General features: G+C 62.7%; 20 protein-coding genes. 8 read left to right on the forward strand and 12 right to left on the reverse strand.

The genetic code is table 11. The features are described from left to right. Nucleotides 1-54: 54 nt before the first annotated feature. From epmA to GSQ83_RS11860, 3 genes are all read right to left on the reverse strand, one after another. Nucleotides 55-1077 (reverse strand): EF-P lysine aminoacylase EpmA, encoded by a 1023-nt coding sequence (epmA, locus tag GSQ83_RS11850; RefSeq protein WP_158803077.1) that lies wholly within the window; start codon nucleotides 1075-1077, stop codon nucleotides 55-57. A gap of 74 nt (nucleotides 1078-1151) precedes the next feature. Further along, complete coding sequence (locus GSQ83_RS11855; RefSeq protein WP_158803078.1) at nucleotides 1152-2012, reverse strand: hypothetical protein; 861 nt, start codon at nucleotides 2010-2012, stop codon at nucleotides 1152-1154. Between the two features lie 38 nt (nucleotides 2013-2050). Beyond that, complete coding sequence (locus GSQ83_RS11860; protein WP_158803079.1) at nucleotides 2051-4786, reverse strand: patatin-like phospholipase family protein; 2736 nt, start codon at nucleotides 4784-4786, stop codon at nucleotides 2051-2053. A gap of 200 nt (nucleotides 4787-4986) precedes the next feature. On the opposite strand from GSQ83_RS11860, the gene GSQ83_RS11865 reads away from it, so the two are divergent. From GSQ83_RS11865 to GSQ83_RS11880, 4 genes are all read left to right on the forward strand, one after another. Continuing rightward, nucleotides 4987-5418, forward strand: a complete 432-nt coding sequence (locus GSQ83_RS11865) for a hypothetical protein (RefSeq protein ID WP_158803080.1) — start codon at nucleotides 4987-4989, stop codon at nucleotides 5416-5418. An 18-nt stretch (nucleotides 5419-5436) separates the two neighbouring features. Then, the gene (locus tag GSQ83_RS11870) at nucleotides 5437-6717 is read left to right on the forward strand and encodes a hypothetical protein (RefSeq protein ID WP_158803081.1); all 1281 of its coding nucleotides are present in this window, start codon (nucleotides 5437-5439) and stop codon (nucleotides 6715-6717) included. Beyond that, on the forward strand, nucleotides 6699-8204 hold the full coding sequence (locus tag GSQ83_RS11875) for a hypothetical protein (RefSeq protein ID WP_216850055.1): 1506 nt from the start codon (nucleotides 6699-6701) through the stop codon (nucleotides 8202-8204). Before GSQ83_RS11870 ends, GSQ83_RS11875 begins: the two co-directional genes overlap by 19 nt. A gap of 63 nt (nucleotides 8205-8267) precedes the next feature. Next, complete coding sequence (locus GSQ83_RS11880) at nucleotides 8268-9278, forward strand: DUF3644 domain-containing protein (RefSeq protein ID WP_216850056.1); 1011 nt, start codon at nucleotides 8268-8270, stop codon at nucleotides 9276-9278. 423 nt (nucleotides 9279-9701) lie between these two features. On the opposite strand, the gene GSQ83_RS11885 is transcribed toward GSQ83_RS11880, so the two are convergent. The 3 genes from GSQ83_RS11885 to GSQ83_RS11895 are packed head-to-tail and all read right to left on the reverse strand — an operon-like array spanning nucleotide 9702 to nucleotide 15174. Next, nucleotides 9702-10880 carry a catalase family protein gene (locus GSQ83_RS11885; protein WP_158803082.1) on the reverse strand — a complete coding sequence of 393 codons (1179 nt, stop codon included), beginning with the start codon at nucleotides 10878-10880 and terminating at the stop codon, nucleotides 9702-9704. Further along, on the reverse strand, nucleotides 10877-12706 hold the full coding sequence (locus GSQ83_RS11890; RefSeq protein ID WP_158803083.1) for a GMC family oxidoreductase: 1830 nt from the start codon (nucleotides 12704-12706) through the stop codon (nucleotides 10877-10879). Before GSQ83_RS11890 ends, GSQ83_RS11885 begins: the two co-directional genes overlap by 4 nt. Nucleotides 12707-12711: 5 nt before the next feature. Continuing rightward, nucleotides 12712-15174 (reverse strand): hypothetical protein, encoded by a 2463-nt coding sequence (locus GSQ83_RS11895; protein WP_216850057.1) that lies wholly within the window; start codon nucleotides 15172-15174, stop codon nucleotides 12712-12714. Between the two features lie 239 nt (nucleotides 15175-15413). Between GSQ83_RS11895 and GSQ83_RS11900 the strand changes: the two genes are divergently transcribed. Then, nucleotides 15414-16418: a methyltransferase gene (locus GSQ83_RS11900; RefSeq protein WP_158803084.1), complete on the forward strand. Its 1005-nt coding sequence runs from the start codon at nucleotides 15414-15416 to the stop codon at nucleotides 16416-16418. Between the two features lie 198 nt (nucleotides 16419-16616). Next, complete coding sequence (locus GSQ83_RS11905; protein WP_158803085.1) at nucleotides 16617-16829, forward strand: hypothetical protein; 213 nt, start codon at nucleotides 16617-16619, stop codon at nucleotides 16827-16829. 45 nt (nucleotides 16830-16874) lie between these two features. On the opposite strand, the gene GSQ83_RS11910 is transcribed toward GSQ83_RS11905, so the two are convergent. Further along, on the reverse strand, nucleotides 16875-18434 hold the full coding sequence (locus GSQ83_RS11910; RefSeq protein ID WP_158803086.1) for a hypothetical protein: 1560 nt from the start codon (nucleotides 18432-18434) through the stop codon (nucleotides 16875-16877). A gap of 229 nt (nucleotides 18435-18663) precedes the next feature. Here GSQ83_RS11910 and GSQ83_RS11915 point away from each other — a divergent pair, with 229 nt between their 5' ends. Together GSQ83_RS11915 and GSQ83_RS11920 are read left to right on the forward strand one after the other, a co-directional pair. Continuing rightward, nucleotides 18664-19710: a phosphotransferase gene (locus GSQ83_RS11915; protein WP_158803087.1), complete on the forward strand. Its 1047-nt coding sequence runs from the start codon at nucleotides 18664-18666 to the stop codon at nucleotides 19708-19710. Next, the gene (locus tag GSQ83_RS11920; RefSeq protein WP_158803088.1) at nucleotides 19707-20981 is read left to right on the forward strand and encodes an aspartate aminotransferase family protein; all 1275 of its coding nucleotides are present in this window, start codon (nucleotides 19707-19709) and stop codon (nucleotides 20979-20981) included. The genes GSQ83_RS11915 and GSQ83_RS11920 overlap by 4 nt, the downstream gene beginning before the upstream one ends. A 21-nt stretch (nucleotides 20982-21002) precedes the next feature. On the opposite strand, the gene GSQ83_RS11925 is transcribed toward GSQ83_RS11920, so the two are convergent. From GSQ83_RS11925 to GSQ83_RS11945, 5 genes are all read right to left on the reverse strand, one after another. Next, a complete protein-coding gene (locus GSQ83_RS11925; protein WP_158803089.1) occupies nucleotides 21003-21557 on the reverse strand; it encodes a 2,4'-dihydroxyacetophenone dioxygenase family protein in 555 nt (184 codons plus the stop codon). 29 nt (nucleotides 21558-21586) lie between these two features. Further along, nucleotides 21587-22711: a DNA polymerase IV gene (dinB, locus tag GSQ83_RS11930; protein WP_158803090.1), complete on the reverse strand. Its 1125-nt coding sequence runs from the start codon at nucleotides 22709-22711 to the stop codon at nucleotides 21587-21589. Between the two features lie 430 nt (nucleotides 22712-23141). Continuing rightward, entirely contained in the window at nucleotides 23142-23804 is a 663-nt protein-coding gene (locus GSQ83_RS11935; RefSeq protein ID WP_158803091.1) for a DUF2459 domain-containing protein, read from the reverse strand. 76 nt (nucleotides 23805-23880) lie between these two features. Beyond that, nucleotides 23881-24123 (reverse strand): hypothetical protein, encoded by a 243-nt coding sequence (locus GSQ83_RS11940; RefSeq protein WP_158803092.1) that lies wholly within the window; start codon nucleotides 24121-24123, stop codon nucleotides 23881-23883. Between the two features lie 105 nt (nucleotides 24124-24228). Continuing rightward, entirely contained in the window at nucleotides 24229-25017 is a 789-nt protein-coding gene (locus GSQ83_RS11945) for an SDR family oxidoreductase (RefSeq protein WP_158803093.1), read from the reverse strand. Nucleotides 25018-25109 lie beyond the last annotated feature (92 nt).

A 25109-nucleotide genomic window follows, 5' to 3' on the forward strand; every position in this document is an offset into this window, starting at 1 on the left:
ATCGGCTGTCACGCTTTGGCGAACCCGGTGCGCATCGGAAACAAGGCGTCGCTTTCAGTCGGGGTCGGGCGGGGAGGGCAGCCACTGCACCTGATCGATGCGGTCGGCGCCGGCGGCGATCATCGCCAGACGGTCGAAGCCCAGAGCAATGCCGGCGGCTGGCGGCATGCCATGGGCGAGCGCTGCGAGAAAATCCTCGTCCAGCGGCCAGTCGGGGCCGCCATAAAGGGCGTGACGGCGGGCGCGGTCCGCCATGAAACGACCGCGCTGCTCCTCCGCATCGGTAAGTTCCACGAAGGCGTTGGCGAGTTCCATGCCGCAGAGGAAAAGCTCGAAGCGTTCGGCGACGCGGTGATCGGCGGGGTCGCGGCGCGCAAGGGCTGCCTGGGCGGCCGGCCAGTGGGTGAGGAAGGTCGGATGCCGCTGACCGAGCTTCGGCTCGATGCGGCCGAGGATGAGGCGGAAGAACAGATCTTCCCAATCCTCGCCTTCCCGCAGCCGCTCGCCAGCGGCGGCGGCGAGCGCCGGGGCGTCGCCGGCGGTTGCCAGCAGGTCGGCGCCCACATCCCGCGCGAAGGCTTCGGCCAGGGTCAGGCGCTCGACGGCGGCCAGGGAGGTGGTGATCCCTTGGCTCGTCACCAGGGGCGACAGGACGGCGCGGAGGAAGGCGGTGGTCTCTTCGATGAGGTCGTCCAGGGTGGCGACGGGGCGATACCATTCGAGCATGGTGAATTCGGCGGCGTGGCGCGCGCTACCCTCGCCGTTCCGCCAGACGCGCGCGAGCTGGAAGATGGGGCCCGCCCCCGCCACCAGCAGGCGCTTCATCGCGAATTCGGGGCTGGTGTGGAGACGCAGGGGATGGCGCATGCCGTCCGTGCCGATGCGCTCGGTGGCGAAGGTGGCGAGATGCACCTCCTCCCCCGGCGCAGCCACCGCATAGGGCGTCTCGACCTCGGTATAGCCGCGCGCGGTGAAGAAGGCGCGGGTGGCGGCGGTCAGGAGATTGCGCCGGCGGAGGAAGGGTAGCCGTGCCTCCAGACTTTCGGGACGCCAGGGCGGCAGGGGATAGGAGGACATCGGACGAAGCCTAGAACGGGCGCGAGGGAATGAGAACTCGCGCTCGTTCTGAAGGGCGCTCGATGCCACCGCGTTCAGGCAGGAGTGACGGGTATGGCTTGGAGGGGCACCACTTCAGGGGTCGGTGCAGCCTGTGGCGATGGTTGTTGCGTGAAATACTGGTAGAGCCAGCGGCCACCCAGGAATACCGGCACGGCGAACAGCGCGATGCCGCCGAGGACAGCTGCTTGCACGGGAATGCATGAACCCGGGCATTCCTGCGAGCCACCCGAAGGGAGATTCGGCAAGCCTAGCGGCGATACATCGGTCCAATTATGGAGTGCACTGGTCTGAGTGGTGAGATAACCGAGCGTGGCCGCGCCGCTGTAAGGATTGAAAAAGTCGATAGCTCCCCTGGTAGCGTTCATAGCCGCCCCCGCAAAGTCGTACGCACTCCTCGTTACTGAGTCCACCATGTAGTCAGATTTGGAGAAGATAACGCCGGGAACGCCATCATCCCGGGATCGCATAAAACAAATCTTGTTCTTGCAATTCCAAATATTCTTGTGCGGAAGCTGATTTCTGGGGCGCGCCCCGTCCTTGCGATCGCCTACAAGGCGCTCGAAGCGGCCCGGGTCTCCCTGGGTCATAGAGGGAGCGCGCGTGGGAGGCGAATGGACGGGTACTAAGGCCATGATGAACACTCCCAAAATTTCAGAGGGAGCAAACTGCTTGGTTATTGTTTTCGAAATGTTTAACGGACGCCGCCACATCGCTTGCAACAACATGAAGTCTAGTGGCAGCGCGTAGCCCAAGGCGTAGCGATCATCCCGCTCCCTTGCCCCGAGAGAGAAGATTGCGCGATCCGGACCCGAGCAGGCTTGATCCAGCCACTCACACTTGTGCGTTTCAATAGTCTCTAAGACACCGGGCCGATCACCGTCATGCTCAGCCATAAGACCGACCAGACCTATATGACGTATCGGCTCACTCTCTAGCCGCCCATCCCAGTCTGGCGCTCCATATAGCGGTTCGCGCGCAAACGAAGTTCCTGCAAGCTGCTGACCTTGTGGATCGGTTTCGTCAGGTCAATAGCGCCGCCATTGCAGATCGTTTCGAGCACATGCGCGCCAAGCGCCCGATAGGCCTCGAACTGCGATTCGGAATACCACTGGTCGAGCGTGCTCTCATGCGGAAAGTCCCGATGAGCCATCGCGTAGCTGCGGATATCGAGCCGCTCATCGCCATGATAGCCGGGCTTGATGTAGAGCAGCCAACCAAGTTTCGACGATCCGGGATAAGTGATCGTACCGATTGCGCAATAGGCTCCGGCCGCCGGAGGTTCTTGCCGCGGATGAATTTCGAATCTCTCGAACTCTATCCCCACGCCTTGATCGATGAAAATCTTGCGCACGGCATTGCCGAAATCCTCGAAGGCGCCTTCGGCATCCGCACCCGCATCACTTACGACGATGAAGCGGCAGCGCCGCCGCACCATCTCATAGAGACCGAGGTTCTCAAAATGCCCGCCATCGGATAGATAGATCCATTTGCGATCGTCGGTCGTGGCACCTGCCAGCTCCATCAATGCCGGAACGAGGCCAGGCTGCGGCCCCTTCTTACGGTATTGCGCGCGCGCGGGATTGCCGAGCCACCAGCCAAGGCGGACGTTGAAAAGCATCAGAAGGAAACTCACGATAGCCGAGGAGTGATAGCCCATATTCGGACTGACGGCGGCACCCGACACTGCCATTGCAGTGCCGAGCGAAAGTCCGTGGCGGCCGCCATAATGCTCCGTCCGCCGATAGCCGACGATGGGGTTGCCGCAAGCCATATCGGTGACCGTGAAGACCTCGGCCTTACGCTCCTGCCAGGCAAGCTTTTTCGTGGAGACCACATTGAGAGTCATGTTGATGACGTGCAAGAGGCGTGCGCTGTCCTTAGGCTCAGGCCGGACCTCGAACATGCGCGGATTGTCGTCGCTGTCGAAGCTGGTGAAAGGATCCGGGCTTCGTGGTTTGCCCGCTCCGGCCCGCGCGGAACCGAGAAAGGCGCGCACCAGCCGGTTGCGATAGATGCCGTGCAGCGTGAAGCGGTTGATATTGACGAGACAGGACGCGCCGAAAGCGACCGCGATGAGAATAGTTGCGGTTCCCAGTTCGACCAGGCCCGCGCCATTCAGCGGCAGAAGCTTCATCCAGGGCGCGTTTTTCACCTTGAAGACGTCGGTCAGCACATCACGGAGCTTCGCATCGATCGCCGACAGGACCGCCACAAGGCAGATCGCGAAGACGACGCTCGCGACGGTGACCAGGTTGTTGAGGGAGAGCAGCCCCGATTTCGCCTGTCCGGGCAATGCGGCTGTTTTACCGCTGGAGCCGATGATTAGCGTGATGAAGCCGAAGGCGCCGGTGATAGTGACCGTGCCGAATAAGGTCCAAGCGGAGTACAGGCTCCACTTCAACAACCAGGGTCCGTGAAGATCAATGCCGGCAATGATGCTCCAGCTGATGGCCGTGGCCATACAAAGGCCGCTTGCCCGGGCGAGCCACTCCCGGTCCATGTCACTGCGCGGCAGAAAGCTCGACACAGCGACATAGACGATATCACCGACGAGGATGGACATCAGCGTCCACAACACGCCGAAGACGACCAGGCCTTTGCTGTCCACCAGCGTGGCGAAATCGACCCCGACCAGGAGAATGGCGCCGACGACGGCGCCCGTCAGCGCGGCGGCCAGAAGTTCGAGTGCGGCGCATCCAGCCGTCGTTTTCTGGTGGAAGAAGACAATCAGGCGCGCGGCCATCCAAGCGACGACATAGAGCGCGGCGCCTCCGAGGATCCATCGCCAGTCGATGACGCCTGAGCCCGGGCCCGCGTTGACGCCGACGGCGGCGGCCAAGGTGAAGCAAGCACTCGCGATCGTGGCAGGTATCAAAGCGAGACGGATGAAGCGGCCGGTCGTCAACCATTTGTTAGTCATGCGGAGCCTACCCACGAAAGCGACGATCGACGCGAAGAGGGCGAAAGCGGCGCCGATCCAGGCAAAGAGTACACCAAGCGGCGGCGGTTGCAGGCAATGGGGCGCGGGACAGTATTTGGCACGGAGCGAGACGAGCAGTGCGTCAGAGAATAGCGGGATGAACAACAAGCCCAGGAAAAGCGGCCCGAAGACCAGCCAGTTGAGAACGAGGTTCCGCACAGTAAGCGCCACGACGGCCCAAGTGTCGGGCGAAAGCAGCCCCAGCCTTGGGGTCAGGTAATTGCTGTCGGCCCTGATTCCGGCGATCTCGGCGGCTTCCTGGCCGGTCCGGCGCAGTTGATCGAGGCCGGCGAAGACCTTGGCATCGCTTTTCGCGTGATGCCGCCAGGCGGTCAGCCAGCCACCTATATAGCCGCCGCCTGACACGGTCGAAAGATAATGGAAATGTTCCAAGGCGCCGCAGCGTGCCAGCGCCTGCAACGCGCCGAGGGCGAAGGCCGCACTGCGAATTCCGCCGCCCGATAGGCAAAGTGCGGAGAGAGGTTCAGGCAGATTGTCAATCGTCGATTGTGTGGTTCGTTCGAACTCGTCCCATCTCGCTTGTTTAGTGGTTCGATCCTCACCTAGTCCAATTGTAGGAGGCGGCGTCGGTGTCTCGATCCCTGGGAAGAGTCGCTTAAGTTCGTCACAGATAACTTCTCCGACACCACGTCCGGCGTTGCTCGGATCTTCGGAGGTGTTAGGCATCGGAAGGCCCTCTCATGCGAGTTAGGCGATGGTCGGCGGCCAACGCCCCGATGCTCCGTCGCTCGTGCGGCGTCGGCGTGAATTGAGAAGGCGCAATGCGAGACTAGCGGATCCGATCTATAAAGACTATCATTGCGTGCAACAAATTTGGCCGCACTCGCGTGGACCATGTGATGGCTCCCTGTAAGAGAGGCGAGACGATGGCGTATGACGTCGATCAACTGCTCCGCATGTCGCAAGCGGAACTCGATGCGCTGTTCAGCTCGCTAGAGGCTGGACCGATTCCGGATGGCGAGGGCGACGGCACCGCGATCATCGCGCCGGGCACGGTGTTCACCCGCGAAATCGCGGCGTTCGTCAATCATTTCGCGTGGCAGGGCAAAGTCTTTGACGCTAAGGCTGGGCTTCTGAAGAATCGCATCCTGCCGTTCGGCCTGAACGCGATTGTCGCACGTGTTTACAAGCAGGCGAGTTGGCTGGATGGGAAGGAATGCATCGTCCTCGATTATTCGGAGACATCGATGGTGGCGCATTGGGTCCGTGATGAGATCAGGCTGATCTCGCCTGGGTCCTATCTGGGCATCGTCTATTGGGACAAGACGCGGCTGATCGACTTCGCTTTGCGTTTCTGACCTAAAGTCGGCAGGCAGATGACCCCGCAAGGGAATTTCATGGTCGCGGCCTCGGTCCTCCCCGTTGAGGTTCCGGGCTTGCGGGTTTTGCTGGAGACCATGAACCTGCGGCCGGGTTTCGCCGATCCGGACAATACGCTGGTGACCTTTGGCGCTTTCGACCGGCTGCACTTCGCGCGGTTTGTTATCCTGGAGGACCAGACGCTCGGCGATCTCACCGCTTATGGCGTGGCGTTTCCCGATGCGCCGATCTGGCTGGTGTTTCTGGGCGACTGCGACGGTGATGGGCGAGAGATGGTCGAGGCTTTCGCGAGAGATGCCGCTCCGGGATTGCGGCGGATCTTCGCGCATTGCACGGATTTCGCGCCGACGACCGATTTGCGGCAGTGGATGCATTCGCATTCGGTTTCTCCGGCGACGCAGTATGTGAATTGGGTCGGGCGCACGGTTCTTGATGTGTGTCAGGAGGCGGCGTTGCATGCAGCGCTGAGGGCGGCACTGCCTGTCGAGGCGGGACCGCAACCGGCGATCGCGCTGCGCAACACGCTGATCGCGGAGGTCGCGCGGCATGGGCCGCTGCCTTCGCCTCGCCCTCCGACGCCTTTGGCCTGGCGATTGGCTCAGCTTGGCCGGGCGGGTTTGGGCGTGCTGGCATTTCTGATCGCCATTCCCGTTGGGTTGCTCATCGCGATTCCGTTCCTGGCGATTTTGCGGCGGCGGGAGACCCGTGACGCTGTCATAGCGCCACGGCCGACGCCCGCGCATGTCGCGGAGCTTGCGCTGCGGGAAGACTATGACGTTACCAACCAGTTCAGCGCTTTTGGCAACGTCAAGCCTGGGCGGTTCCGGCTCTGGACTCTGGTTGTGCTGCTTTGGGTGGTCAATCTCACGACCCAGTTGATCTATACGCGCGGGCGGTTGGCTCGCGTGGGCACCATACATTTCGCGCGTTGGGTGTTTTTCGATGACCGAAGGCGGTTGCTGTTTCTGAGTAATTATGACGGCAGCCTGGACAGCTACATGGATGATTTCATCAACAAGGTTGCCTATGGACTGAACCTCGTCTTCAGCAATGGGATTGGCTATCCGCGAACACGGTTCCTCATTCTGGGCGGAGCGGAGGATGAGCAGGGATTCAAGAATTACCTTCGTCGCCATCAATTGCCGACCGAGGTTTGGTACAAAGCCTATCCTGGCCTCACCACATCCGATCTCGACCGCAATACCCGCATTCGCGAGGGTTTCGAGCGCAGCGCCATGAGTGACGAGGAGGCTCGGGCATGGCTGGCGCTGATCTGACCGTGCCCGGCGATGTCACTGAGCGCGATGATGTGCAGGCCTTGCTGCGATCTGGCTTCGGGCCGCTCACCGAAGCGTGTTTCCTGTTGTTGCGGGTGGCGGATGTCGTGGCGGCGCGGGCTTGGCTTGCGCGGGTCCATGTGACGAGCATGGCGGATTTGGACACCAAGCAAGAGACAGTTCTGCAAGTCGCGCTGACGGCGGCGGGGATGCGGGCGCTCGGGACTGACCCGAAGGTGATCGACGGGTTTTCCGCGGAGTTCGTCGCGGGCATGGCGGGGGATGCGGCGCGCAGCCGGCGGCTTGGCGATGTCGGGCCGGACGCGCCCGAGCATTGGGATTGGGGCTGGGCCGAGCGAGAGCCGCATGCGCTTGTCATGCTCTATGCGCAGCCGGGCGCTTTGGCGGTGTTTCGCGAGGAGGTCGTGGGGTCGATCGGAGCGGGTTTCGATGTGCTGACGAGCCTCGAGACGTCGGACATGAAAGGCCACGAGCCTTTCGGCTTTCTCGATGGCGTCAGCCAGCCAAGTATTGACTGGAATGGCGAACGCGCACCGGGAAGCGCCGCTGATCTGGACTACGGCAATCTCATCGCGGCCGGCGAGTTCGTGCTGGGGTATCGCAATGAATATGGGCGGCTTACCGAGCGGCCAATTGTCGATGGCGCGCAGGATGAGCGGGCGGCGGCCTTGCTGCCTCGGGCCGCCGATCGGCCGAATGCCTATGATTCGGGGCGCAACGGGACCTATCTGGTGCTGCGGCAGTTGGAGCAGGATGTGCCGGGTTTCTGGCGCACGATGAGCGCGGCGGCCCCGGCGAATCCGATTCCGCTGGCTGAAGCGGTTGTTGGGCGGCGTCTCGATGGGTCGCCACTTGTGCCGTTGCAGCCTCAGAGGATTCCGGGGGTCGGCGAGGATGCGGGTGACAGGGTGCGCAACCAGTTCACCTATACGCGGGATCCGCAGAGGCTCGCTTGTCCCATCGGCGCGCATGTGCGGCGGGCCAATCCGCGTAACGGGGATATGGCGGAGGGCCGCACCGGGCTGGTGGGTCAGCTGCTCTGCACGCTGGGCTTCGCGGCGGATACCGATGCCGATCGCATCGCGCCGAGCCGCTTCCATCGACTGCTGCGCCGAGGCCGAGAATATGGGCGCCTCCTCTCGATCCGCGAGGCGCAGGCCTCGGTCGAGCATCCGCCGGCCGGCATCCATTTTCTTTGCCTGAACGCGAATATCAGCCGGCAATTCGAGTTCGTGCAGAATGCTTGGCTGCAGGGGACCACGTTTGGTGGCCTCACCGGTGAGGCGGATCCGCTGACGGGCAATCGCGCGCCGCTGATGACGGGCGCTGCGACCGATGAGTTTAGTATGCCGCAGGGTGGTGGGGTGGCGAAGCGTGTCGCCGCGCTGCCGCGTTTTGTGACGGTGCGCGGGGGTGGGTATTTCTTTCTTCCGGGGGTGCGGGCGCTGCGGTATTTGGCGGGGTAGTAGTGTGAGCTTAGCCGGGATCAAAAACTGGATGGCATGACACCTTCATGATAGCGTTTCCCGATGGCCAGAAAATCAACAAAGGTCTCACTTACGCCCCTCGAGAAAGCCGTAGTCAAGGCATTGCTTGACGACGGTTGGCGCAATCAAGATGTTCAAGCGCTCATCAACACCGGGCGGACAGCTTCAATTAACTCCGGTCGAATTTCCGGGATCAAGGCCAATGCCTCGATCGCCCCGGCAACCAGGCAGCAAGTCGAAGCCTTCCAGCATAAGAAGCTCGTCTTCGATCACGTGACGGGCCTTTGTCCCATTGACAACGAACGGCTGGTCCGCGCACGGGAGGCGATGATCCTGGCAGTCGAACTGTTCAATACGCCGCGTATCGCCTTCAAAGCCGGGGTCTTCTCGATGCTCGCAAATGTCGCCTGGACTTACCTATTGCATGAGCATTATGAATCCAACGGCGTTACGATTGTCAATAGAGACGGCTTCAGCCTGCTACTCTCGCAAATGATTGACCGACATGATTGTCCCATTTCCAAGGGCTGTAAGCAGAATCTTCTGGCAATCAAGGAGATCCGAGATGTGGTCGAGCACCGAACTATCGGGTCGTTCGATCTGGAGTGGCTACCTCTCTTTCAATCAACATGCCTTAATTTCGAAAAGACACTGACTGACCTGTTCGGCCACCGGCTTACCCTCGGTCGCGAGCTCGGTTTTTCACTTCAGTTTGCCAAACTGTCCACGGAGGAAATCGCAAAGCTTCAGGCGCAGGAACTGCCCGAGCACATCGCCGCGCTAGATGCTAGTCTAGCTGCTAAGCTGGGCGAGGGCGACGCGGACAATCTCGAGTATCAGTTTAGGGTTGTCTACACACTTACGAATGCCTCGAAGACTAAGGCACATTTCCAATTCGTCCAGCCAGATTCCGCTGAAGGAAAGGAAATCCAGAATGTTCTGATCAAATACAAGCCGGCCGAAGATATCTGGCCACTGAAACCTAACGAAGTTGTCAAGCTCGTCGCCCGCGCTAGCGGGCGACAAGCACCAACGGGCTTGGAAAATGTATAGTGCTCGTCCCAAAACGGGAGCGGCAGATCCCGCAGCTACTAACAAGGACTACTGCTGTTATCATCCGCCGTATAAATCGTATACCTATTCCCAAGCGTGGGTCAGTTACCTCGTCAAGCAGATTGCCGACGACAAACGGTGGGAGGAGCTCTCGGCTTATGGCCCATAACGTGAAGATAGCGCACTAACCTAATGATGGGTCAGATCAGGTCAATTCGCCATCGGCGCCAGTTGCAAGATGACTTGGTAGGTTTTGGTCATAGGGCCTGGCGAGCGGCCCTGGCAGCTAACTTCCAGGTGAGTAGATAAGTCTCTCCGTCCGCCGCCCTCCGTAACCCACCCCTAACCCCTCCCTTCCAGGGAGGGGAACCCGCGCCGTACACAATCGCGCATCAAAGTCACCACACCCTCAGCCGCATCCCCTCACCCAAAGACCTCATCCCCCGTAGGCTCCACATGCGGCGTCGCGTTCATCTCCTGCCGCAATCGCGACAACTCCTCGTAGATCACCAACCGCGCGCGGTTCTGGTTGCCGAGAGGCCGGTGTGCGGGCAGCGCGTGCCAAGGATTAAACGAAAGACTACTCGCAAACCCCAACTGCGCCGCGCTGTCGAAGATTTGGCGCGGCAGAATGAGCCGTGCCACCGGAATCGATGGCGACAAGCGTTCCGGCCAGATGACGGAGGCACACTCGATCGGCATGCGGCTCGGGACGGTCTGGCGTTGGATGCGGAAGTCGAAGGTGGCGTCGCGTTCAGCGAGAGTCGCGACCATGGCCTCGCGCAGGTAGTTGTCGGGCGGACGTAACGGGAGACGCGGCACTTTGCTGTGTGGCGCATTCACCGGGACGAGCGAGTAGCGCATCGCCTGGCCCTCGCCGAGGAGATACGGCACGCAGCTCCAATATGGCGTTTCCAGCGGACTCGTCTGCGTGCGGGCCCAGAGGCCCTGCATGATGGCGTCGAACAGATGGGGGTCACGCGGGTCGAGGAAATAAAACAGCGGCAAGCGGCGTGCTATGGCGCGTTGCAGCTTGGCGTTCTCTCGGACATTCGGCGTGGTGAAGGTCGGTGTGCTGATGCCGGTGAAGTCCTGAGTGAAACGCTCGTCGGCGAGCAGTTTCTCGCCAGGAACGCCCATGACTTTGATGCCGAAACTGAGGACGCCGATATCCTCGATATCCGGCGGACTGTCCGGTCCTGGCCCCGCGAAGCGGATCCAGGCGGGGTAGTCGCCCGGCTCCGCGAAGAGGCCGTGGCGCAGGGCGGGCGGAAGATCTGGCGAGACGATGAAGCGGCCGCGCAACACGGCGTGGGTTTTGGTATTGCCGGCGCGCTGGAAGCCGCCGGGCGCGTACATCGATCGCATATAGGCGGCCATCGTGGCGATGATGGAGGCGGCGATGGCGGCCTCGTCGGGCAGTGGAGTTTCGCGCGCGGGCTCGTCGGGCTCGGGCATGCGCGTGCGGTTGATGAGCGATTGGGTCAAGGCGGCGAGCCAGGGGCGGAACAGGCTGTCGAGCGCGGGTCGGATGAAGGGATCGATGCGGCGCTCGGCATGCAGAAGGCTGACCGCGGCGGCGTGGAGGCGTTGCGCGATCATTGTTTCTGATCCTGCTGCCAGATCACCTCGGCGGCCTTTTCGGCGATCATGTAGATGGCGCTGGCGATGAAGAAGCCGGGGATACGGGGAAAAACCGAGGCGTCCACGACGCGCAGACCGCGCAGGCCATGGACCGCGAAATCCGCGCCCAGGACGCCGCCGTCTTCCGGCGCACCGATTGGGCAGGAGCAGGAGGCGTGGTGGCCCCAGGCATTGTCTCGAACGTATTGGGCGAGGTCTTCGTCGGATTGCAGTCGCGGGCCGGGGAGTTCTTCCTCGGCGACCAGTCCAGCAGCGCGCATTCCCTCGGTCATCTTTCGGGCGAGGCGGATGCCGGAGACGACCGCGTTGAGATCGTGGCCGCCGGGATCGCTGCGCTCGTCGAAGTAGTTGAATTCCACGAGGGGTGTGTCGCGGGGATTGGCGGAGCGTAGCCGGACCGTGCCGGTGCGGTTGGCGGTATGGGCTTTGAGGAGGACCCAGCTCAGGCAGTCGTGGTGTTTGGCGAGGTCTTGGGCATAGCCCGGATAGTACCCGGTAAAGCGCGCGACCAGGCCCATGCAGAAGAGATCCGGGGCGGTCACGTGCGGTTCGGAGCGGCGGGACAGAGCGAGCGCGGCGCCGTTGGAGCCATACATGCCTCGGCCGCCTTGGGTCCATTCGCGGTAGAGCGGATCGCCCGCCTCGAAACGCGCGCCGGCGAGGACGCACCATGGCTCGGCCATGCGGTTGACGACCGAGATTTCGTAGCGGTCCTGCAGATTGCGGCCGACCCCGGGGCGGGCGAGCTGCAGCGGGATGCCATGAGGTGCCAGTTCCTCGGGCGCGCCGATACCGGACAGCATGAGGAGTTGTGGCGTGTTGAAGGCGCCGCCCGCGAGGATGACGCCGTGGCGCGCGCGGATGGTGCACTGTTCACCGGGCGCGGTTGAGGGCGTGGGATGGGCGCCATAGAGGCGCTCGCCTTTGAGGTAGGTGACGCCGGTGGCGCGGCCCTCCTCCAGCAGTACTTGCGTCGCGAGGGCGTGGAGTTCGATGTGGAGGCGATCGGGGCGTCGCGCCTGGGCCCGCAACACGCGTTCGCGGGTGCCGAAGCGATGGTGGCCCTGGGTGGAGAGCGGCGTATAGCAGAGGCCGTCGCGCGCCTTGTGCAGGGTGCGGCGGTCATTCGGATCGGCCTGGCTCTCGAAGAGGCGCCAGAGGCGGTCGAGGAAGCGCGGGCCACGCAGGGCAGCGAGCGCGCTGCCGAGCACCGTCTCCATGAGGGCGCGATCGTGGAAGACCTCGTTGGGTTTCGAGCGTTCGACCGGCAGCCAGCCGTCCCAGCCATGACCGGTGGCGTCGAGGCCGAGACGGGCGAGAAACCGCCAGAAGGGGCGATGGTGGCAGGCTTCCAGGCGATGCGCGTAACCCCGCATGTGCTCGGCGCGCCAGGAGGGGTCGGCCGTGAGGGCGGCGATGGCATTCCAGTCGGCGTCGTCGGGGTAGACGAAGATCATCGCGTTATGAGCCGTGCAGCCGCCTAGCGTGCCGGCGCGCGGATAGTAGATGCCCTCTGGCTGGCATTTTGGGTCGGCGCGCTGGAGCGCATCATCGGCGTAGTGGCGAACGAAGAAGTCCCAGGCCATGGCTGGGTTTTCGGCGGCGAAGGGATGGAAGGCCGGAACGTCATAATCGGACGGCATGCGGGGCGCCGCGTCCCTCGGGTCGCCGCCGGCTTCGAGGAGAACGACATGCGCGCCGAACTCCGCGAGACGTGCGGCGACCGTGCCGCCGCCGGCGCCGGAACCGACGACGATATAATCGCAGGTCGCCTCATCCGGCATGGCGCTCAGAAGGTCTTCAGGAAGGCGATCAGTGCGTTCTTGTCGGCATCGCTGAGGCCGGGCTCGTCACCTAGGCTGGTTCCGAAGTAGTGGCCGCGATTGACGACGAAGTCGGGGCATTTGCTGAGGCTGAGGAGCGGCTTGGCGAGATCGGCGAATTGCGCGCGGGCCTGCTCGTCCGTCGAACCTTTCGGCAGGTTCGCGAGATCGATCTGAAGCCGCAGCAACAGATTCACGAGTTTGGCGCTGTGATCGGCGATGGTGATGGGATTGCTGCTCTCGGGCAGCGGCTGGAGATTGGCAAGAAGATCGATGGGCACGCCCGCCGGGATGGGGCCAAGGGTGATGTCGCCCTGTGGGTTGATCAGGCCCGGCAGCAAGTGGTGGAACGAGTCTCGCAGCGGCTTGAGCAAGGCGGGCTGAAAACCGGCGGGAATGAAGATCCAGCTCCGCGCCGTGGTGCGATCGATGACGCCGGGCACTTTGTCCCCAAGGACGGCATCTTTGGCTCGCCGCACAGGCCAGAGAAGCTGCTCGATCGACGCTTGGAACACGGTCATGCGCGACTTGACGGAAGGATCCTCGCTGAAGGGGCCGATGCTGTTGTTGAGCAGGAACGGCGCGGTCGACCAGACGCTGACCAGCGAAGGCGGCCGCGTGTAGCCTCGGCCGCCGGCGGGCATCTTGTAGGAGCTTGGGGCACCCGTGAACGGATCGTAGACCGTGACCGAACCGACGGATGGCAACGTCTTGTAGCTCTGCGAGGAAAAGTTGTCCCAGATATTGCCGGCGAGTGCATTCGTCGCGAGCGGGCTGCAAGCGTTGGTCTGCAAAAGCGTGACGGGCACACGGAGGTCGGTCGAGAGGTAGTTGCCGTCGAGGAAGTCGGGGGCATGGACGATTGCCCGCATCTGGGCTTTGTATTCCTCCGTCTTCGTCCAGCTCCAATACTTGTTCCAGCACGTAAGATAGCCGGGGCCGGCGCAGCCACTTGGGTTGAAGGCCGGTATCTGTTGCGGTTGTTTGCTTGAGTGGCATCGCGCGCAGGTCTGCGCGAAAACGGTTTTGCCCTGGTCGAGCTGCGCGGCGCTTGCGGTGAGGTAGCTGGCGCCGCCTGGTGCCGCGGAAAGATGATCCGGTTTCGCGGCTTCCAGGAAGAACTCCGCGGTGTCGGGCGTGGCGGCTTCGGTGGCGCGCCAATAGGCGGAGTTGCGCTCGGCCACGGCGATTTGGATCGGCGTGATGGGCTTGCCGCCCACGACCGGGTTGAAGTGCCGCAGCCACTCCTCGCTGAACAATCCGATATTCAGATAGACGCGGTTGAGCGCACCGAGGACGCCCACAGAATCGGAGCCGTCCTTCAAAACGCGCGGCGTCCAGACGGTCTTTGGCGGTGTGTAGAAGGCCGTGAGCGGGCCGCTTTTGATATAGTCATTGAGCTGCTTGTTGTTCCGCTCGCCGCCCGCAAGCGTCTCCTTCCCGAAGCGCAAAGCGAAGTTCAGCCGATCGCTGAGGTTGTAAATCGCGTTCATCGTGCGCGGATTGTTGATATTGTCCGTCGAGACCAGCGAGGTGTCCATGCTGCCGGGGCGGTAGGTATGCACGAGCTGATACATGAAGTTGTTGGGCTGGGCGGAATAAACGAACAGGCGATCGACCCACATATATTGCGCGCCGACGGTCGAGCTTAGATTCTTCCATTCGGGATGGGCGGGATCAGCCGGCGGATTGATCGGGCTCGGCCCGATATGGCAGAAGCCGCAGGACATGCCGACGCGATAGGGGCGGATCAGGCTCTTGTCGTTATAGTAGGTGGGATCCGTGTAGTAGCGCTCGGGGTCCCAACGCTTGCGGGCCGCTTCGTCGAAGGCGGGGTTTGGGAAGAGGCGCAGGCCGATGACGCCGGAGGATTCGCCGAAATACGAGCCGACCGGCACGGTCTTACCGCGTGCGCCGATCGCGACGCCGGGATATTTCTGCGCGTTGGCGAAGGGATCGGGCGGACAAGCAGTGTTGCGGGTATCAAGCCACAATCCGTAACGCTTGGGATCCGGGCCGGTTGCCTTGTCGAAACATGGCTCGTTGATCAAACCGAGATAGCGCCAGCGCCCGTCGCGGTCGGTGTGTTGCCCGGGATGCGATGTCACGATCTTCAGCAGGTCGAAAGCCCCGAAGGTCTCAGCGGTAAGGCCGGTCCAGAACCGATCATTGCCGCCGGTCCAGACATTCCACATGTTTCGGCCACGGATCGCCGCCGGGCTCAAAGCGAGCCCACCGTCCATATCCCTGAAGTAATCCTCATCCGCCTGGGGAAATGAGTCGGCGCTGCGATGGGCGGCGGTCGCCTCATCGACCACCGGCGCGGCCTGCACCGAGGATCCGCCGTTTCCTGCAAACGCGAGGCCGAAGGCAAGCACAACTGCCAGGCTCGGAAGCCGGGGAAAGGCCATCATAATCCTCCGGAACATCAAATTCTTCTCGCGCTTTCGGCCATATTGCAGTGGTACAAGCGGAAAAGCGAGGACGATACCTGTCGCAGCAGCAGTGAATGACGGCAGGTTTTCTAGGATCGATGCCGAAAACGACAATAGGGTTCAAAAACCGCGCCTCTGTCGGACGGGAGCTTTGCTGGCTGCCACGCCGGTTGCGGAACGACTCGCGCCGGTGCATCTGCTAGCCTCCGCTTGCGTCATCGAGAGGCATTGGCATGCACGAAAACACCCCCAAGACGCCGGAGACGATCGAGCGCTTGCAGGCCAGCGTGCCGGCAGCCTTTGCCCTGCTGGCGGGGATGCAGCTCGATATTTTCACTCGCCTCGCCGAAAGACCCCGTAGCGCCGGCGACCTCGCCGCGGACTTGGGGGTCGCCGAGGATCGGCTATCACGTCTGCTCTATGCACTGGTCGTCGCCGGCCTGTTGGACCGGCACGGGAGCGAATTCGGCAATGTGCCGGAGGCGGCAGCGTTTCTGGTGAGAGGGCGCGAAGGCTTCCTGGGTGACACGCATGACTTGCTGGCCCAGCTTTGGCGTGCTGACCTTCACACGGCTCAGTCGATCCGCACTGGCGCCCCGTTGGCGCTGCACGACTTCGCCGCGTCGTCCGATGAGGAAATGAAGGCGATGCTGCGGGGGATGCATTCCTTCGCAATCGCCTCCGGCCGCGACCTCGCCCGGCGCTTCGACTTTTCCGGATATCGGTCGCTCATCGACATCGGCGGTGGCTCGGGCGGTCTGCTGATCGCGCTGCGCGAGGCCAATCCGGCGTTGCACGGGACGCTTTTCGAACTGCCGCGCAATGCGGCACTCGCCGCCGGTATTCTGGCGACAACACCCGGCGGCGATGCGGTGACGGTCGAGCAGGGTGACATTCTCGCGGTCCCGCCACACGGAACATTCGATGCGGCGGTGTTGCGCGCTTTGCTTCAGGTGCTGTCACCCTCCGATGCGGCGGGGGCCATCGCGAATGCCGCATCGGCGATACGGCCAGGCGGCTCGATCTTCATCCTGGGCGGCGGGATTCTCGACGACGACCGGATCGGGCCGCCGCTGGCCGTGTTCCTGAATGTGACCTTCATGAACATCTACCCGGCCGGCGCCTCCCATACCGTGGCCGAGCATGCGGCCTGGCTGACCGCGGCCGGATGCGGAGAGATAGAGCGGATCATTCTGCCCTCCGGCGGCAGCATCATCCGCGCGACAAGGCTCGATTGACGTGTGGCCGCTTCCCGAAGGTCCGGCGCGGCGCGATGGGCCTTTTAGCCACGCAGGATAGACCAATGGCTAGCTAGGCTCGCCTCTCCCAGGCGGGATACCCAACAAGCGACGGCAAGATCCGAGTCCTTTCGCCGTAGCGGGAGAGGCGGAGACCGACGCCGCAGCCTCATGCCTCAAAGGCCAGGAGCGAGCAAAATGGGCGGACTGACGGTGACCGTTGTCCCCGTCGCAGATGGCCACTACGCGGTAGTGTTGGTTGATCCCGCGACGGCGAAGCTGAAACGAGCGCAGGGCCGTGACTGCGACCCCCATGGCTATACGGAGGCGGAGCTGCGACCGATCCTCTCCGACTGCTACGGCCTTCCCCCGGAAGAGGTCGAAGCCCGCATCGCGGGCGCGAAAGGCTAGGCCGCTTCGCGCGCTGCGACGGCGCAATTCGGGCCGCGGACCGCCTCAAGCGACGCCGTTGAAGACCTTGTGGTCGAGCCCTTCAAGCGTCACGACCGTGCCGTCATTCAGAGCGATGACATCCGAACCATTCTGAACCGCTTCGGAAACGATCGGCCCACTGCCGTAACCGCCGAAGACGATGGTGTCGGTGCTCTTGAGGCCGCCGATTAGCTCGGTGCCGCCCGCGTGGCCCTTGATGAAGCCGTAGACATCCGTCCCTGCCCCGCCGACGACGGTCGCGGCACCGGCGCCACCGACCACGGTATCCGCCGCCCCGTTCAGCGCGACCACGGTTTTGCCGCCGACGACTTGAACGGTTTCAGCGCCGCTGCCGCCCGTACCATTGATCGCCGAGGCGCCAGCCGCGCCGACGAGGAGCGCTGGACCGGCGCCGTCGGTGAATTCCAGCGCATTGCCCGTGCCACCGATCAAAGTCGATGCGCCCATCCCGCCAACCAGGGTATTGTTGCCCGATCCCCCGATAAGGACCGAATTCGCGTCGCTGGTCGCGCCGAACATCGTCGTATTGCCCGAGCCGCCCATAACCGAGACCGCGCCAGTGCCGCCCACGAAGTGGAGCGGGGCGGCGCCGCCGGTGATCGTGGCACCAGAGTCACCGCCGAAAACGTCTCCGGAGCTTGTGGCGGCGCTGCCGGTCTGGCTGAGCGTCTGCGAGTTGTTGGTCGCCCCAGGGCTGGTGCCAGACGTCCCGGCCGCGCCGCTTTTGAACAGGCTGGAAAAAATCGCGGCTGCCGCGGCTTCTCCGTCGCCCAGAGCGCCTGAGGAAAGATCGCCATTGGCGAGAGGCGGAACGCCCAGGCTCTCCGCGTAGGTGCCGAGGAGGTGGAATGGGAGAGCGACAGCCAGCGCGGCGATGGCGGCTGAATAATCGCCCGCGTCATAGGCGACGGCGGCCGTCGTTAGAGGGACGATGCCGAGGTAGGAGCCGGTCCAGTCGACCGTTCCATAGTGAACGATATTGTCACTTTGGACGATGTTGCCTTCGTAGCCGCCTTGCGCGTAGTTGCCGACCGGATCGCCGTATTCCACGTAGTTGGTGAGGTCTTGCGTCGCGCCCGAGGGGATGTCGCCCGCCGGGATTCCCGGTGCGCCGAAGGTGGTTCCAGGAATCCCGAGCTGGCTCGCGACATATTCGACATCGGCGCCGCCCAGCGAATGACCATCGAGATAGATGTCGCTCGCGTTGTAGCCTTGCGCCTCGGCATCCGTAACCGCGGATTGCGTGAAATTGAGAGCTGTCTGGTAAGACGGCGCGTCGATTCCGGCTGTGATGGCGGCATCGTCCAGCACCTGGGCGGCGGTAAACTCCGCGCTGCCGGTAAAGAAATTAGTGCCCTCGAAGGTGACCATCACCTGGCCCGTCGATGCCACGAGTGCCGCGCCGTAGAAACCGGTGGACGCGTTGTAGAGCGTGACCGGCTGGCCGCCGTCCATGAGGTAGCGGAAGCCAGCAGGGAGTGCCGCACTTCCTTGGCTGTAGCTCCAATTCGCCGCGTTGAGGTTTTGGGCGTTGTTGGGCGTCAGGGTCTGGATGCTGGACATTGCCTAGTCTTTTTGATTTGGAACGGCTGGAAATCAAACGGCGCCCTAGCTGGAACCGGGGGGCCTGCAATGTCAACAATAGGTTGCCTCGCGGTGGACAATACCCTTCCGTCGGGCACATCATTCAAACGAACTAGCAAATCGGCGCGCCTCCCTCCACGATTTCCTCTGGCGACCTTGAATGGTGCATCATGCGGCATTGAATTGCTTGAGATTGTGAGGCGCCTTCATGAGTGACGCGGTTGGTGATGTGCTGTCCGACGGCCCCCCGCCCGTCAGCGATGCCGAAGCGGTTCGGATTATCCGGCGGCATTGGGGCATTTCAGCGCATGTCGAACCGCTTGTCAGCGAGCGCGATCATAATTTCCGCGTCCAGGCTGAGGGCTTTCGCGAGAGCGTGCTGAAGATCGCCCATCCGGCGGAACCTCGTTCGGTGACGAATTTCCAGACGGCGGCGCTGCGCCATATCGCGCTGGTCGACCCGACGCTGGCAGTGCCCGCGGTCATTCCGAGTCTGGGCGGAGCGGAAGAGCTTGACCTGGAAGTGGGTGATGGCCCTAGGCGGGTCGTGCGCCTCCTTACTTTCCTGCCGGGCACGCTGCTCAAGGACGCGCCGCGTTCGGCCACCCAGGATGTGCGGCTGGGCGCCTTCCTGGCTCGGCTGAACCGGGCGCTGCGAGGCTTTTTCCATCCGGCGGCCGGCGGTGACGGGTTGCTGTGGGATCTTCGGCAAATTCCGGCGGTGCGCGACCGCACCAGCCTCATCGGGGATCCGTCCCGCCGGCATCTGGCCGAGCGGGTCATGGATGAGGCCGCCGCAGAGCTGCTCCCTCGGCTTCCCGCGTTTCGGGCACAGGTGGTTCATAATGACTTCAACCTGTCCAATGTGGTGGTGGACGAGGACCCGGACGTCATCGCCGGGGCGCTCGATTTCGGCGATATGCTGCATGCGCCGCTCATCTGCGACATCGCGACGGCCGCCGCCTATCGTTGGACGCCGGGGGAGCATCCGCTCGAAGGCGTGGCGCGTTTCGCCCGAGGGTTTGACAGCGTGACGCAGCTGGAAGACGAGGAGATCGAGAACTTGTTCATCCTGGTCGGCTGCCGCCTGGCGCTGACCTTGGTCCTGTCGAATTGGCAGGCGATACGGTTTCCGGAAAAGATCGATTACGTGCTGCGCGGCAACGAGGATCTGTGGTCTTTTCTCGACTCAATCGCGGGTATTTCGAACGCACAGGCAACGCGGATGTTTCGCGCCGCATTGGAACGGAGATGACACAGGTGAATGATGCTTCCTCCAACCTGATCGCTCGTCGCCGGCGATTGCTTGGTCCGTCCTATGAGCTGTTCTACGATCGCCCGGTGCATCTCGTTCGGGGCGAAGGTGTCTGGCTGTTTGATGCCGAGGGCGAGCGATATCTCGACGCCTACAACAACGTCGTTTCGGTCGGCCATTGCCACCCGCATGTCGTCGCGGCGCTGGCGCGGCAGGCCGCGACACTGAATACTCATACGCGCTACCTCGATGAGACGATTCTGGACTATGCCGAGCGGCTGCTGGCGACGGCGCCCCCGCACCTCGGCCACGCACTGTTCACCTGCACTGGCAGCGAGGCGAACGATCTGGCTATCCGCATCGCGCGCCACGCGACCGGCGGCCATGGGGTGATCGTGACCGACTGCTCCTATCATGGCGCGACGATCGCCACTGCCGCGCTATCGACCTCGGCAGGCGGTCTAGCGGTGCTCGGCGAGTTCAATGCGGCGGTTCCTCGGCCGAATACGTTTCATGATGATGGCGCTGGTGCGCGGCAGTTTCTGGGCGCGTTGCAGGCGGAGGTCGATCGGCTTTGCGCGGGCGGGAAGCGCCCCGCCGCGCTGCTACTCGATTCCGCGTTCTCCAGCGACGGGATCTTTTTCCCAGCGGCAGAATTGATTCAAGGTGCTGGCGATATCATTCACCGGGCCGGCGGCCTGCTGATTGCCGATGAGGTGCAGTCAGGGTTTGGCAGGCTCGGGACCGGCATGTGGGGTTTCGCGCGTTACGGGCTTGTGCCCGATCTTCTCACGCTCGGGAAGCCGATGGGCGATGGGCATCCCGTCGCGGGTGTCATGGCTCGGCCGGAATTGTTGGAGGGCTTTGGCGCGGCGGAAGGTTATTTCAATACCTTCGGCGGCAATCCGGTTTCCGCGGCTGTCGGCATCGCGGTGCTGGATGTGGTTCAGGGGGAAAGCCTGGTCGAGAATGCGCGGCGGGTCGGGGATTATCTGCGGGAAGAAATCCTCACGCTGAAATCGCGACACGCGTGCATCGTCGACGTGCGGGGCGCCGGGCTTTACTGCGGTGTCGAACTGGTGGGAGAGACTTTGCCTGCGGGCAGCATGGCGCGGAGAGTTGCCAATGCGATGCGGCAGCGCCGCGTTCTTGTCAGCAACTGCGGTCCAGGGGGAACTGTTCTGAAGATTCGCCCGCCGCTGGTCTTCGCGCGCGAACATGTCGATCAGCTTGTCGAAGCGCTTGATGCGGCCTGCACTGAACGGGCTTGAGGGCCAGCCGGCGCGAGCCGGTCAACGCACGAATTGCGTCACATAATCCTCGCCGAGGCCGACTTCGCGATAGTGCTTGCGGCACATATCGAGTTTGGTGAAGACGTCCTCGTAGCCCGTGTGATTTCCCCAAGGATCGACGTAGTACATGACGCCATTGACCTGGAAATAGGTGATCATCTCCTCGACATCCTCATCGACGACCAGGGTGTGCGTTTCGCCCGGCGGCTCGAACACATAGGAGCCTTCGGTGGCGATCCAGTCATGTTCCAGATAGCGCCAACGACCTTTCAGGACGAAGCCATGAACGGGGCCCGGATGACGGTGACGGCTCAGCACGCCTGACTTGCGGACCTTCAGCAGGTTCATCCAGTAGCCGGACGAGACGTTCAAACAAAGCGGCCGAAACCAGACATTCTCCGCCTGGGGCACCCAGATGCGCTCATCCTCGGGAATCGCGTTGGCGACGACAATGTCGGCGAGTGCTTCCTTCGGCTGCGGGTATTGATACGGCATCCGCCGCAGGGTCTCGGCATCCAAACCGTCGCCGGAACGCGCGCCACTATCGGTCGTCATGAGATACCTCGTCCTCCGAATGCGGCACTCTATCCCCCGCCGTCGCGAGGCGCCAAATCGAGGAGGAGCGCCAGTTGCGCTTGGGGTGGATGCTCGCGCGCCTCCAAACTGGAAATCGTGACGCCGAGAAGCCGGATGCCGCGGCGCGGAGGGAAGCAGGGCCTCAGCAGATCCAACCCGAGGCGCGCCAACTCCTCCTCTGACCCGATCGGCCACAAACCCGATCGGCTTCGCGTGATTTGCTGGAAATCCGCGTATTTGACCTTCACCGTGACGGTTCGCCCGGCATGGCCGCCGCGTGAGCAGGTATCCCAGACCTTGGCGAAAACCGGCTGCAAGACCGGCTCGACCTCCTCCCAGCGCTTGAGGTCCTGCGCGAAAGTGGTTTCGGCGCCGACTGATTTGCGGGGCTGGTCAGCCTCGACTGGCCGGTCATCCTGGCCGCGCGCAACGCCATAGTAATAATCGGCCGCCTTGCCGAAATGCACCGAGAGGAAAGCTCTCGATTGGCGGCGAAGATCGCGCCCGGTCTGGATGCCGAGGGCGTTCATCCTGGCCGCCGTGACCGGGCCAACGCCGTGGAACTTGCCGATCGGCAGATCTTCCACGAAACCCGGTCCCATCCGGGGCGTAATGACAAACAACCCATCCGGTTTGCGGTGATCGGAAGCGAGCTTGGCCAGGAACTTGTTGTAGGAGACGCCGGCCGAGGCTGTGAGGCCCGTTTCCGCGCGGATGGCCGCCCGGATCTCCTCAGCAATCGCGGTCGCCGAGCCGCGGTCGATGAGCGGCGCCGTAACGTCGAGATAGGCCTCGTCCAGGGAGAGCGGCTGGATAACGCCCGTATAGCGGGTGAAAATCGCATGAACCTGTTGCGAAACCGACTTGTAGACGTCGAATCGCGGCGGCACGAAGATCAGTTCCGGACATTTTCGCCGAGCGGTCACCGAGGCCATCGCCGAACGCACGCCGAATTTTCTCGCTTCGTAACTCGCGGCGGCGACCACTCCGCGCTCCCGCGATCCGCCGACGGCCAGAGGCACGCCCCTTAGTTCCGGATTATCGCGCTGCTCAACCGAGGCGTAGAAGGCGTCCATGTCGATGTGGATGATTCGCCGAAGCAAATTGGGCTGGGCGGATGGTGAGGAGATCATCGGGACGTTGGGTTCGCCTGTACGGAAAACGCGAGTTTAATAGCCAAGTCGTCGATAATAGCGCGCCGAACCCGGTTGCGGTGGTCGAAAATTTGCCTTAGCTATTCATGCTAACAACGATTTATTTGATGTTCTCGTCACTTTGCCTATCGAGTACTCCTGGAGCTAGATCGTCGCATGCCCCAATACGTCGGAACGCTCGGTAGGTCGATTGCGAGAAAAGCTGGACTGGTGCCGCATCGAAAGCCGGCGCGGATAGGGGGCAGGCTGATGGTATCAGCCCTTCTCGCAATGACCTTCGCAGTTGCGGCATGCAGTTCCTCTAGTGGAGGCGGTTCCTCACCGTCTCGTCCGACCTACATCGTTTTGCCGAACGGCCAGGGGTCGGTTTGCTCAAACGGTACAGCGCCGCCCTGCAAATAACACGACGTCAATTACTTCGCGAAGCTGCATAGGCGCTCGCGATGTCGCTTCCGACTGGGGGGCGGCGGAGCTGATTCATGACCTGGCTGGCGAAGAATAATCCACTCAGATGCATTGGAATTCCTCCATGCCGAAGGGCGGAAGCGGTCCAGCTATTGCAGGTATAGAGCAGGTTGTATCGGTGCGTGGATGCGAAGAACAGGCTGCCAGGCCATGGGCCTTTGGCAATGAGTAGCGGCTGTCCCGCGGCGTCGTGTGCGATGGTCCGCCAGATGAAGTCAGACAAAGCGGTCGCGCCGCCTGAGGACAGCGGAAGCGTCGCGACTTGCAAATCTGGGAAGGCTTGCGCCGCCGTGACCGACACCGCGTCTACCTGAACCGCGGCATCTCCCGGAAATGGACCGATAACCAGATCCGCCACGGAATGCACCGGGGCGATCATGAAGGTGCGCTTTCCGAAGCCGAACATGAGCGTTTTCGCGTTAGGGAACATCGTGCGAAAGACCGCAAGGCCGCCAACAGCCTCATCCGCCGGAAGTGCCACATCCGTGTGCCAGCCGTGATCTATGACCGATACGGTTTTCATGTGATCCGTCGGCACGGAGATGAGCGGCGCCGGACGCGCGCAGCCGATCGGGCCTAGCAGGAGCAGGGGGAGCCAAAGCCGCATTGAAGCCCCAACCTCCGGTCACCGCACGCCCAGAGAAGTCTGATCCGGGCGGCGCCATCGTCGGTCGCGGCGACGCTTAGAACGCGGCTAGAGCGCCCGTAAACAGGAGCGTGGCCCAGGCAAGGGCCAGGCCACCGCGACGGTTCACCTGAGCGGGTTCTTTTTCTTCCCACCGGTCGAGACGAACATAAATGCCATCATATTCCAAACAGACGATGCAGAAGACGTCGTCGGGGCGGGCGAGATGACCGAACTCACGGTTGCCGCAACCGCATTCAGGGCAATGCAACCGCCAGTAACTCGGCGAGGTATCTGCCATGACTCTCTCCGGGTGGCTGACGCCGCCATAGAACAATTGCGTCGAGTCGGGCAAGTCCCCCCGAGCCAGGCGCCTCACCGCGCCTCGATCAAACCGTGCCGACCCTCAGATACGTTCGACATTTCCACAAACGCTGAGCGACTGGCCCGAGATGTTGCGACCGGCAGGCGAAACCAGGAACAGCGCGGCCGCCGCGACATCCGAAGCGGTGACCATGCGGCGCAGGGATATATTTTCGATGTAGGTCTTCTCCATCTCCTCATAGGAGACACCGATCTGAGCCGCACGATCCCGGATAACGCCGGTCATGCGTGGGCCCTCGACAACACCGGGAAGAATGGCGTTCACGCGGATGTTGTCGGGACCAAGCTCCTTGGCGAGGCTCTGGGTCAGGCCGATCACGCCCCACTTCGCGGATGAATAAGGCGTGCGGTAGGCATAGCCAAAGCGTCCCGCCGCCGAGGAAAGGTTGACGATCGAGCCGCCGCCGGCGGCCTTGATCATCGGCACGGCCTCATGCGCGCAGAGGAATTGCCCTGTGAGGCAAATGTCGATCGTCCGTCGCCAATCGATCGGGCTTATTTCCTCGACGCCGCCCGTTGGTCCCGCGATGCCTGCATTGTTGACGAGGATGTCGAGTCCGCCCAGCGTCTCGCGCACCGCCGCGAACATTCGTTTGACATCCGCCTCATCGGAGACATCGGCCTTAGTCGCGGCGGCAGCACCGTGGACCTTGCGGTAAGCGTCGAGCTGTTCGTCGCCAATGTCGCAGACATGCACGCGGGCGCCGTGTTCGGCCAGGATATCGGCGATGGCGCGCCCGATCCCGGAGGCGCCAGCGGTGACGAGGACTCTCTGGCCCTGCACGGCTGTAGATGAGAAGGATGACGTCATGGCAAATTGCCTCCTGCGATGCGACGTTCTGTGGTTTTGACTAACATGATGATGTGCCCAATGGCAGCGGCTTGGCATCGCGGGAGCACGCG

Source organism: Acidisoma sp. L85 (assembly GCF_009765865.1).
GTDB lineage: Bacteria > Pseudomonadota > Alphaproteobacteria > Acetobacterales > Acetobacteraceae > Acidisoma.

Bases quoted from the DNA above. Each gene is read 5' to 3' on its own strand.
- epmA (WP_158803077.1), bottom strand. From the start codon at position 1,077: ATGTCCTCCTATCCCCTGCCGCCCTGGCGTCCCGAAAGTCTGGAGGCA.
- GSQ83_RS11855 (WP_158803078.1), bottom strand. From the start codon at position 2,012: ATGGCTGAGCATGACGGTGATCGGCCCGGTGTCTTAGAGACTATTGAA.
- GSQ83_RS11860 (WP_158803079.1), bottom strand. From the start codon at position 4,786: ATGCCTAACACCTCCGAAGATCCGAGCAACGCCGGACGTGGTGTCGGA.
- GSQ83_RS11865 (WP_158803080.1), top strand. From the start codon at position 4,987: ATGGCGTATGACGTCGATCAACTGCTCCGCATGTCGCAAGCGGAACTC.
- GSQ83_RS11870 (WP_158803081.1), top strand. From the start codon at position 5,437: ATGACCCCGCAAGGGAATTTCATGGTCGCGGCCTCGGTCCTCCCCGTT.
- GSQ83_RS11875 (WP_216850055.1), top strand. From the start codon at position 6,699: ATGGCTGGCGCTGATCTGACCGTGCCCGGCGATGTCACTGAGCGCGAT.
- GSQ83_RS11880 (WP_216850056.1), top strand. From the start codon at position 8,268: ATGGCCAGAAAATCAACAAAGGTCTCACTTACGCCCCTCGAGAAAGCC.
- GSQ83_RS11885 (WP_158803082.1), bottom strand. From the start codon at position 10,880: ATGATCGCGCAACGCCTCCACGCCGCCGCGGTCAGCCTTCTGCATGCC.
- GSQ83_RS11890 (WP_158803083.1), bottom strand. From the start codon at position 12,706: ATGCCGGATGAGGCGACCTGCGATTATATCGTCGTCGGTTCCGGCGCC.
- GSQ83_RS11895 (WP_216850057.1), bottom strand. From the start codon at position 15,174: ATGTTCCGGAGGATTATGATGGCCTTTCCCCGGCTTCCGAGCCTGGCA.
- GSQ83_RS11900 (WP_158803084.1), top strand. From the start codon at position 15,414: ATGCACGAAAACACCCCCAAGACGCCGGAGACGATCGAGCGCTTGCAG.
- GSQ83_RS11905 (WP_158803085.1), top strand. From the start codon at position 16,617: ATGGGCGGACTGACGGTGACCGTTGTCCCCGTCGCAGATGGCCACTAC.
- GSQ83_RS11910 (WP_158803086.1), bottom strand. From the start codon at position 18,434: ATGTCCAGCATCCAGACCCTGACGCCCAACAACGCCCAAAACCTCAAC.
- GSQ83_RS11915 (WP_158803087.1), top strand. From the start codon at position 18,664: ATGAGTGACGCGGTTGGTGATGTGCTGTCCGACGGCCCCCCGCCCGTC.
- GSQ83_RS11920 (WP_158803088.1), top strand. From the start codon at position 19,707: ATGACACAGGTGAATGATGCTTCCTCCAACCTGATCGCTCGTCGCCGG.
- GSQ83_RS11925 (WP_158803089.1), bottom strand. From the start codon at position 21,557: ATGACGACCGATAGTGGCGCGCGTTCCGGCGACGGTTTGGATGCCGAG.
- dinB (WP_158803090.1), bottom strand. From the start codon at position 22,711: ATGATCTCCTCACCATCCGCCCAGCCCAATTTGCTTCGGCGAATCATC.
- GSQ83_RS11935 (WP_158803091.1), bottom strand. From the start codon at position 23,804: ATGCGGCTTTGGCTCCCCCTGCTCCTGCTAGGCCCGATCGGCTGCGCG.
- GSQ83_RS11940 (WP_158803092.1), bottom strand. From the start codon at position 24,123: ATGGCAGATACCTCGCCGAGTTACTGGCGGTTGCATTGCCCTGAATGC.
- GSQ83_RS11945 (WP_158803093.1), bottom strand. From the start codon at position 25,017: ATGACGTCATCCTTCTCATCTACAGCCGTGCAGGGCCAGAGAGTCCTC.